The sequence below is a fragment of the Pseudomonas sp. NDM genome (assembly GCF_003105095.1).
Taxonomy (GTDB): domain Bacteria; phylum Pseudomonadota; class Gammaproteobacteria; order Pseudomonadales; family Pseudomonadaceae; genus Aquipseudomonas; species Aquipseudomonas moraviensis_A.
The window spans coordinates 1-8,983 of the sequence record NZ_QETJ01000180.1; the positions used below are offsets into that span (position 1 = coordinate 1).

Sequence of the window (8,983 nt, forward strand, 5' to 3'; positions counted from 1 at the left end):
GAGCAGGCTCACTCCTACATTTGGAATGCGTTCACCCTGTAGGAGTGAGCCTGCTCGCGATAAGGCCAGTGCCGACAATGCAAATCTTCAGGCCTGAATGCTGACCAGACTCAACAATTGCCCATCCTGCACCCCGAACTGCGCCTCCAGCTCCGAACCGTTGCGCCATTCGCTCGACAGATCCGTCAATAACCGCAGCCTGACCTGACCCGCCTCAGTCCATTCCAGCACTTCGGCGTGCTCGAAATAGAAGCGCTGCTGGACGATCGGGTACAGCGCCTTGAACAGACTCTCCTTGACCGAAAACGTCAAGGTCACCAGCAGCGCCAGTTGATCCTGCGGCCCAGCGGCCATGCGCTGCATTTCCGCCGGGGTGAGAATTTCCCCGGCCAGACGTTCGGCGCGCTCATGGCTCAGCAGGTTTTCCAGATCCATGCCCAAGCCGCGCCAGTGCCGCTTGTTGGCGACAATCGCTGCGGCGCGGCCGGTGCTGTGGGTGATCGAGCCGCAGATATGCGCTGGCCACACCGGCGCGCGGTCCTCGCCGATCGGCGGGATGACGTTCAAACCTTCGAGTTGTTGCAGCGCGGCACGGGCGCAGATTCGCCCGGCGAGAAACTCGGCCTGACGCTTGGCCACTGAACGCTGAATGCTCGGCGGCGCGATGACAGCGCTGCGCTGAAAGTCATCGCCAAGCAACTGCGCCGGGTTGAAGTGAGTACTGAGCAGCACGGTGTCGGCCAACACCGTCGGCAACGGCCAGTGGTTGTCGAGCGCGGTGCAGCAGGCGGGCAGGGCGGGGATGGTATGCATGGCGGGCATTTTGCCGGTTAGCTTCGAGGCTGAACAGTAGGCCCTGTTTTTGTGGCGAGGGAGCTTGCTCCCGCTGGGGCGCGAAGCGCCCCCCCAAAAACCTGCTGATATCTGTCAGCGAGAAGGTCGCCAGCAGGTTTGGCGACGACTGCGTCGCCGAGCGGGAGCAAGCTCCCTAGCCACACAGGCGCGTTAGCCGAAAATCTTCTTGAAGAACGCCTGCATGTCCGCCCAGGATTTTTCATCCGCCGCCTTGTTGTAACCAATGTCCGGCCCACCATGCTCGCCATGACTCAAGCGGTCGGCATCCGGATTGCTGAAGCCGTGCTTGGCGCCATCCAGGCTGACGAACTGGTAGTCCGCCCCGGCCTTGTCCATCTCCGCCTTGAACGCAGTGACGTTGTCCTGCGTGACCATGCTGTCCAGCGCACCATGCTCGACCAGGATTTTCGCCTTCACGCTGCCCGGGGTCGCCGGGGTCTTGGTCGCCAGCGCGCCATGGAAACTCACCACACCGGCCAGCGGCACACCCTGACGCGCTGCATTCAGCACCACGCCGCCGCCGAAGCAGTAGCCGATGGCGGCAATCCTGTTCGGGTCGGTCTGCTTTTGCTGCTTCAGCAGATCGAGACCGGCGGCGAAGCGTTTACTGGCGGCATCGGCATCCTTGGTCGCTGCCTGCATGAAGGCCATGGCATCTTTCGGGTGCTCGGTGTTTTTGCCATCGCCGTACATGTCGATGGCCAGTGCGCTGTAGCCGAGTTCGGCGAGATCCCGTGCGCGGCGTTTGGCGTAATCGTTCAGCCCCCACCATTCGTGGACCACGACAACGCCGGGGCGTGGGCCTTTGATCGCGTCGTCATAGGCGTAGTAACCGATCAGTTTGCTGCCGTCGGCGCTTTGATAAGGGATTTCTTCAGTCTTGATCGCAGCCTGGGTGAAGCTGCTGACCGCCAGCAAAGCAAGGGCGAGGAACAGGCGCATGGTCGGGTCTCCTTATGGAAAGTGGTCAGAACAGCCTAGTCGATCTGGTTCAGGTCAGGTTCAGAGACGGTTCAGGGGCCGTACAGGGGCGGCTCAGTAACCTTGCGCCATACCCAAACAGCACTGTGAAAGAGGAAATACCCATGACTCGTATCAACAAACTGCTGCTGGCTTTTACCCTGTTAGGCTCCAGCATCGCGGCCAACGCCGACGACACCAGCAACTTCGCCGGCCTGACGTTCGGCCAGACCAGCGACAAGATCGACAAGTCCCACGCACTGAACAATAACCTCGGCCACCCCAACGCCACCGGAGCCATCGACGGCAACAACACCTACGGCATGCGCCTCGGTCAGCAAAACAGCCAGGGCCGCTACTACGCCACCTACGACAACGTTTCCGGCTCGCACAATGGCGTTAAACTGCGCCAGGAAAACCTGCTCGGCAGCTATGACCTGTTCTACCCGGTGGGCGGCAGCACCAAGTTGTTCGGCGGCGCCACGGCCGGTCTGACCAAACTGACTCAGGATTCGCCAGGCTTCAGCCGTGACAGCGACATCGGTTACGCCATCGGTGGCCAGGTCGGTGTCTTGCAGCAAGTTTCACAGAACACCTCGGTGGAACTCGGTTACCGTTACCTGCGCAGCAACGCCAGCACCGAAATGAAAGAGAGCGGCGGCAGCAAACAGGGCTCGCTGGACTTGACCAGCAGCGCGCAGACCTACCTGTCGGCCAACTACTATTTCTAAGCAGTTGCCGCCGATTGAATAGTGGGAGCGAGCCTGCTCGCGAAAGCGATGTTTCATTCAACATCATCGTTGACTGAATAACCGCATTCGCGAGCAGGCTCGCTCCCACAGGTTGTGTCTGGAGTGTTCAAGTGATGGGGAGAAGGGCATGAAACTGTTGGTCGTCGAAGATGAGGCGCTGTTGCGTCATCACCTGCAAACCCGCCTGACGGAGAGCGGCCACGTGGTCGAGTCCGTGGCCAATGCCGAGGAGGCGCTGTACCAGACCGGCCAGTACAACTTCGATCTGGCGGTGATCGATCTCGGCCTGCCGGGCATGGGCGGCCTCGACCTGATCCGCCAGTTGCGCTCGGGCGGCAAGACCTTCCCGATCCTGATCCTCACCGCGCGCGGCAACTGGCAGGACAAAGTCGAGGGCCTTGCCGCCGGTGCCGACGATTACGTGGTCAAGCCCTTCCAGTTCGAAGAACTCGACGCACGCCTCAACGCACTGTTGCGCCGCTCCAGCGGTTTCACCCAGTCGACCATCGTTGCCGGGCCGTTGCTGCTCGACCTCAATCGCAAACAGGCCAGCCTCGATGAACAACCGCTGGCGCTGACCGCCTACGAATACCGCATCCTCGAATACCTGATGCGCCACCATCAGCAAGTGGTGCCCAAGGATCGCTTGATGGAGCAGCTCTACCCGGATGACGACGAGCGCGATCCGAATGTCATCGAAGTGCTGGTCGGCCGTCTGCGGCGCAAGCTCGAAGGCCCGGCCGGGTTCAAGCCGATCGACACCGTGCGCGGCCTCGGCTACCTGTTCAATGAGCGCTGCACTTGATCCGTTCCCTCCGCGTTCGTTTGATGCTTGCCGCCACCACGTTGGCGGTGTTGTTCATGCTCGCCTTGCTGCCGGCGATGCAGGGCGCGTTCAGCCTCGCGTTGCAGGATTCGATCGAGCAACGCCTGGCCTCCGACGTCACCACACTGATCTCCGCGGCGCGGGTGGAAAACGGTCATTTGGTGATGCCCTCGCAATTGCCGGACGAGCGCTTCAACCTCACCGATTTCCGCTTGCTCGGCTATATCTACGACCGCGACGGCAAGTTGGTGTGGCGTTCGAAAGCCACCCAGGAAGAGCAGATCAACTACAAGCCGCGTTACGACGGCCTCGGCAACGAGTTCGCGCGGATCCGTGAAGCCAGCGGTCAGGAATTCTTCGTCTACGACGTCGAAGTCAAACTGCTCGGCGGCAAGAGCGCGGCATTCAGCATCGTCGCTCTGCAACCGGTCCGTGAGTACGAAACCACCCTGGAAGGCCTGCGCGAAAATCTCTATCTGGGCTTCGGCGCGGCATTGCTGGTACTGCTGGCATTGCTGTGGATCGGCCTGACCTGGGGCCTCAAGGCTCTGCGGCGATTGAGCCAGGAACTCGACGAAATCGAGGGCGGCACCCGCGAAAGCCTGACGGAAAAACACCCGCGCGAACTGCTGCGCCTGACCGGCTCGCTCAACCGCCTGCTGCTCAGCGAACGCCAGCAGCGCAGCCGCTATCGCGACTCCCTCGACGACCTCGCCCACAGCCTGAAAACCCCATTGGCGGTGCTGCAAGGCGTCAGCGAAGACATGGCCCAGCGTCCCGAAGACCGCGATCAGGCCTGGGTCCTGCAAAGCCAGATCGAGCGCATGAGCCAGCAGATCAGCTACCAGCTGCAACGGGCCAGCCTGCGCAAAAGCGGCCTGGTTCGCCATCAGGTGCGCCTGCAACCGGTGCTCAAAAGCCTGTGCGATACGCTGGACAAGGTCTACCGCGACAAACATGTGCGCGTGACTTTTGATCTGCCTCAACATTGCTACGTGCCGATCGAACAGGGCGCCTTGCTGGAAATGCTCGGCAACCTGCTGGAAAACGCCTATCGCCTGTGCCTGGGCGAAGTGCGTGTCAGCGTACGCGAGTCACTGGCCGGGATCGAATTGTGTGTCGAGGACGATGGGCCAGGCGTGCCGCTCGATCAGCGGGCGCGGATTCTCGAGCGCGGCGAACGCCTGGACGCCCAGCATCCGGGGCAGGGGATCGGCCTGGCGGTGGTCAAGGACATCATCGAGAGTTACAACGCCCGCTTGGCCCTGGGCGATTCGCCGATGGGTGGGGCGGCGTTCAGGATTCATTTTCCTGCGGTGTGAATGAAGCGGCCCTCACCCTAACCCTCTCCCAGTGGGAGAGGGAACTGACCTAAGTGTCTTGAGAAGTTTATCGACCTGAGCAACTTGCAGTGGATATGGATTCACTGAATAACTGTCAGGCCGGTCCAGATCTTCAGCATCCCCCAATCAATCCCCTCTCCCTCTGGGAGAGGGTTAGGGTGAGGGGCTTTTGATCTTTCACAACTCCTGCGCCCGATAAGCCCCCGGTGTCAGCCCCGTCCATTTCTTGAACGCCCGATGAAACGCCGACGGTTCGGAAAATCCGAGCTGCTCGGCAATCTGCTGCAACGACAAATCCGCCCGGCCCAGATGATAGATGGCGATATCCCGCCGCAGTTGATCCTTCAGCTCCTGAAAACTCGTGCCTTCCTCGCGCAAGTGCCGGCGCAAGGTCTGCGGGCTGATGTGCAGATGCGCGGCGACGGCTTCCAGGTCCGGCCAGCGCGCAGCGTCACGGCTGAGCAAGCGGCGCAGGCGGCTGCTCAGGCTGTCGCCGTCGTCCGGGCGTGAGAGCAGGTCGGCAGGGGAGCGTTCGAGGAAATGTTTGAGGGTGCGTTCGTCCTGCAACAGCGGCATGGCCAGGTAGCGACTGTGAAACAGCAGGCTGCTCCGGGCGCCGTCGAAGGTCAGGGGGCAGGGGAACAGCAGGTCGTATTCGCTGCCGTGAGCGGGGCGCGGATAACTGAAGCTTGCCTGCTCAAGGCGAATCCGCTGGCCGATCAGCCAGCTGCCGAGGCGGTGCCAGATCACCAGCAGGCTTTCGCTGAGAAAGTGGTCCGGGTCCCACAACTGCGCGTCATCCAGGCTCAACCGCACCCATTCGTCTTCGCGGCTCAAGCTCAGGCGCGGGGCATCAGGGAATAGGCTATAAAACAATAAACCGCGTTGCAGGGCCTTCTCCAGATTGCGGCAGTGAATCGAGGCGTGGCACATCATGGCAAAGCTGCCGGGCTTGCTCGGTGCGTTGCCGAAACCCAGGTATTCATCGTCCAGCGCCAGCCACAACCCCTGAATCAGGCGGGTGAACTGCTCAGGTGCGATGCGTGCGCGGGGCTCATCGAGCAACTCCGGGCTGATTCCCAGTTGCTGCAACAGGTTTGAGTAATCGAAACCGCGACGGCGTGCGCCGCCAAGGGCGGCGCGGGCGAAATGGCTGGCGATGGTGCGTTCGCGCATAAGCGGCAATCCTTGTTCTGGCACCGATCGTAACGGCGGGCCTGCAACGCAACAAGGCGGATTTCCGCCAAATTGTAGGACGAGGGGCGGTGAGTTGGCGGAAATCCGCCACGATGAAGTAGTCAACGCGGTCCGGACAGATCCTGCAATGCCTGATATCAAAAGGCTTGCTGCCAATCGCACCAATCTGGCACGACGTTTGCGATACAAGCGACAGAAGCGTGCATTTCTCCCGCTCGGGAGGATGCCGTTCCAACAACAAATCCCTCCAGTGCAGGAGGGTTCGCAATTAAGGTTCGGCGCTCGACAGATGGATGTTGCCGCTGGACGCTTGAGGAAACCTGCAATGACGACTCGTCAGCCACTGTACAAATCCCTGTATTTCCAGGTGATCGTTGCCATCGCCATCGGCATCCTGCTCGGTCACTTCTACCCGCAGACCGGCGTGGCCCTCAAGCCACTGGGTGACGGCTTCATCAAGCTGATCAAGATGGTCATCGCCCCGATCATCTTCTGTACTGTTGTCAGCGGCATCGCCGGCATGCAGAACATGAAGTCGGTAGGCAAGACCGGCGGCTACGCGCTGCTGTACTTCGAAATCGTTTCCACCATTGCCCTGCTGATCGGTCTGGTCGTGGTCAACGTTGTGCAACCGGGCGCCGGCATGCACATCGACGTCACCACCCTCGACGCCTCGAAAATCGCCACCTACGTGACGGCCAGTAAAGACCAGAGCATTGTCGGCTTCCTCCTCAATGTGATCCCGAACACCATCGTCGGCGCGTTTGCCACCGGTGACATCCTGCAAGTGCTGATGTTCTCGGTGATCTTCGGTTACGCCCTGCATCGCCTGGGGTCGTACGGTCGTCCGCTGCTGGACATGATCGATCGCTTCGCCCACGTGATGTTCAACATCATCAACATGATCATGAAACTGGCGCCACTCGGTGCGCTGGGCGCCATGGCGTTCACCATCGGTGCTTACGGGGTCGGCTCGCTGGTGCAGCTGGGTCAACTGATGATCTGCTTCTACATCACCTGCGTACTGTTCGTCGTGCTGGTGCTGGGTGCGATCTGCCGGGCTCACGGTTTCAGCGTGTTCAAACTGGTGCGTTACATCCGTGAAGAGCTGCTGATCGTACTGGGTACGTCCTCGTCGGAATCGGCACTGCCACGCATGCTGATCAAGATGGAACGTCTGGGTGCGAAGAAATCGGTAGTTGGTCTGGTGATCCCGACCGGTTACTCGTTCAACCTCGACGGTACTTCGATCTACCTGACCATGGCCGCCGTGTTCATCGCCCAGGCGACTGACACGCACATGGACATCACCCACCAGATCACCCTGCTGCTGGTACTGCTGCTGTCCTCCAAAGGCGCGGCGGGTGTGACCGGTTCGGGCTTCATCGTGCTGGCCGCAACCCTGTCGGCGGTAGGTCACCTGCCGGTGGCCGGTCTGGCGCTGATCCTCGGCATCGACCGCTTCATGTCCGAAGCCCGCGCGCTGACCAATCTGGTCGGTAACGCGGTAGCGACCATCGTCGTGGCCAAGTGGGTCAAGGAGCTGGATACCGATCAACTGCAGGCCGAGCTGGCTTCCGGCGGTCGCGGTATCTCCGACGAGCGTGAAGAAGACGACCTGGGTGTGGCTGAAGGCCCAACCCCGAGCAATGTGAAGTAAGCATCGCTTGCACGGAAAAACCCGCTTCGGCGGGTTTTTTCTTGCCCGGGATTTGAGCACAACGGTCACACCTGCTGACATTTGCGGTGATTGCCGCATCGACGATGGCTGCCTAGGCTGAGTGCATCGCCCAAGGAGTTCGCCCATGTCCGCACCGCTGGCCTCACTGAAGATTCTCGATTTCTCGACCTTGCTGCCGGGGCCTTTCGCCTCGCTGCTGCTGGCGGACATGGGCGCCGAGGTGCTGCGCATCGAATCGCCGACGCGTATGGATCTGCTGCGGGTGCTGCCGCCGCATGATGGCGGGGTATCGGCCAGCCACGCTTACCTGAACCGCAACAAGCGCAGTCTGGCGCTGGATCTGAAACAGCCCGCGGCGCTGGAGATCATCAAGCAGCTGCTAGGCGATTACGACATCGTTCTCGAGCAATTCCGCCCCGGGGTGATGGAGCGCCTGGGCCTGGGTTATGAGGCGTTGAAGGCGATCAACCCGCAGCTGATTTACGTGTCGATCAGCGGCTACGGCCAGACCGGGCCGTACAAGGAGCGTGCGGGGCATGACATCAACTATCTGGCGCTGGCCGGGCTGGCCAGTTACACCGGCCGCGCCGACAGCGGGCCCTTGCCGCTGGGCATGCAGGTGGCGGACGTGGCCGGCGGCTCGTTGCACGGGGTGATCGGCTTGCTGGCGGCGGTGATCGCTCGCCAGCAGAGCGGGCAAGGCACGCATCTGGATGTGAGCATGACCGATTGCGCGTTCAGCCTGAATGCCATGGCAGGTTCGGGATATCTGGCCTGTGGCGCGGAGCCGGGCTGGGAAGATCAGATGCTCAACGGCGGCAGTTTCTACGATTATTACCGCACGCGGGATGGGCGCTGGATGTCAGTGGGCAGTCTCGAGCCGGCGTTCATGCAGCAACTGTGCACGGCGCTGGGCCGACCGGAACTGGCGGCGCAGGGATTGTCCCCCAGGGCAGAGCAGCAACAGGCGCTGAAAGAGGCATTGCGGATCGAATTCGAGCGACATGATTTTGCTGAACTGTGTGAGCGGTTCGCCGGAGTCGATGCCTGTGTCGAACCGGTGTTGAATCTGAGCGAGGCGCTGCGCCATCCGCAGTTGCAGGCGCGGGAGCTGGTGACCCAGGTGCCGCGCGGCGATGGCACGACGCAGGCGCAGATGGCTTGTCCGTTGAAATTCTCTGAAGCGTTGCCGGCGCCAAGGCATGTCGGCGCGGGGTTGGGGCAGCATACGGATCAGGTGTTGGAGGAGTTGGGGTTGAGTGCTGAGCGGATCGCCGAGTTGCGTTCGGCCAAGGTGATTCTTTAGTGCCTGAGCCGCCGCCTTCGCGAGCAGGCTCGCTCCCACATTGAAATGCATTCCCCTGTGGGA

General features: G+C 61.4%; 8 protein-coding genes. 5 read left to right on the forward strand and 3 right to left on the reverse strand.

All coding sequences use genetic code 11. The features are described 5' to 3' along the window. Positions 1 to 87: 87 nt before the first annotated feature. The gene (locus tag DCO47_RS23380; RefSeq protein ID WP_064364849.1) at positions 88 to 813 is read right to left on the reverse strand and encodes a 4'-phosphopantetheinyl transferase; all 726 of its coding nucleotides are present in this window, start codon (positions 811 to 813) and stop codon (positions 88 to 90) included. A gap of 192 nt (positions 814 to 1,005) precedes the next feature. After that, positions 1,006 to 1,797, reverse strand: coding sequence for a dienelactone hydrolase family protein (locus DCO47_RS23385; protein WP_064364848.1), 792 nt, complete (start codon positions 1,795 to 1,797; stop codon positions 1,006 to 1,008). A 143-nt stretch (positions 1,798 to 1,940) separates the two neighbouring features. Between DCO47_RS23385 and DCO47_RS23390 the strand changes: the two genes are divergently transcribed. The 3 genes from DCO47_RS23390 (at position 1,941) to DCO47_RS23400 (ending at position 4,715) form a co-directional block, all read left to right on the forward strand. After that, positions 1,941 to 2,546, forward strand: a complete 606-nt coding sequence (locus DCO47_RS23390) for a membrane protein (protein ID WP_039757849.1) — start codon at positions 1,941 to 1,943, stop codon at positions 2,544 to 2,546. Positions 2,547 to 2,694: 148 nt separating this feature from the next. Continuing rightward, on the forward strand, positions 2,695 to 3,372 hold the full coding sequence (locus tag DCO47_RS23395; protein WP_016773623.1) for a response regulator transcription factor: 678 nt from the start codon (positions 2,695 to 2,697) through the stop codon (positions 3,370 to 3,372). Beyond that, positions 3,369 to 4,715 (forward strand): ATP-binding protein, encoded by a 1,347-nt coding sequence (locus tag DCO47_RS23400; protein ID WP_065616790.1) that lies wholly within the window; start codon positions 3,369 to 3,371, stop codon positions 4,713 to 4,715. Before DCO47_RS23395 ends, DCO47_RS23400 begins: the two co-directional genes overlap by 4 nt. Before the next feature lie 198 nt (positions 4,716 to 4,913). Here the strand turns inward: DCO47_RS23400 and DCO47_RS23405 are convergent, their stop codons facing one another. Then, complete coding sequence (locus tag DCO47_RS23405; RefSeq protein ID WP_116659017.1) at positions 4,914 to 5,912, reverse strand: AraC family transcriptional regulator; 999 nt, start codon at positions 5,910 to 5,912, stop codon at positions 4,914 to 4,916. Positions 5,913 to 6,258: 346 nt separating this feature from the next. Between DCO47_RS23405 and DCO47_RS23410 the strand changes: the two genes are divergently transcribed. Further along, positions 6,259 to 7,593 (forward strand): dicarboxylate/amino acid:cation symporter, encoded by a 1,335-nt coding sequence (locus DCO47_RS23410; protein WP_042607176.1) that lies wholly within the window; start codon positions 6,259 to 6,261, stop codon positions 7,591 to 7,593. A gap of 145 nt (positions 7,594 to 7,738) precedes the next feature. Continuing rightward, complete coding sequence (locus DCO47_RS23415; protein ID WP_116659018.1) at positions 7,739 to 8,920, forward strand: CaiB/BaiF CoA-transferase family protein; 1,182 nt, start codon at positions 7,739 to 7,741, stop codon at positions 8,918 to 8,920. The last annotated feature ends 63 nt before the right edge of the window (positions 8,921 to 8,983 follow it).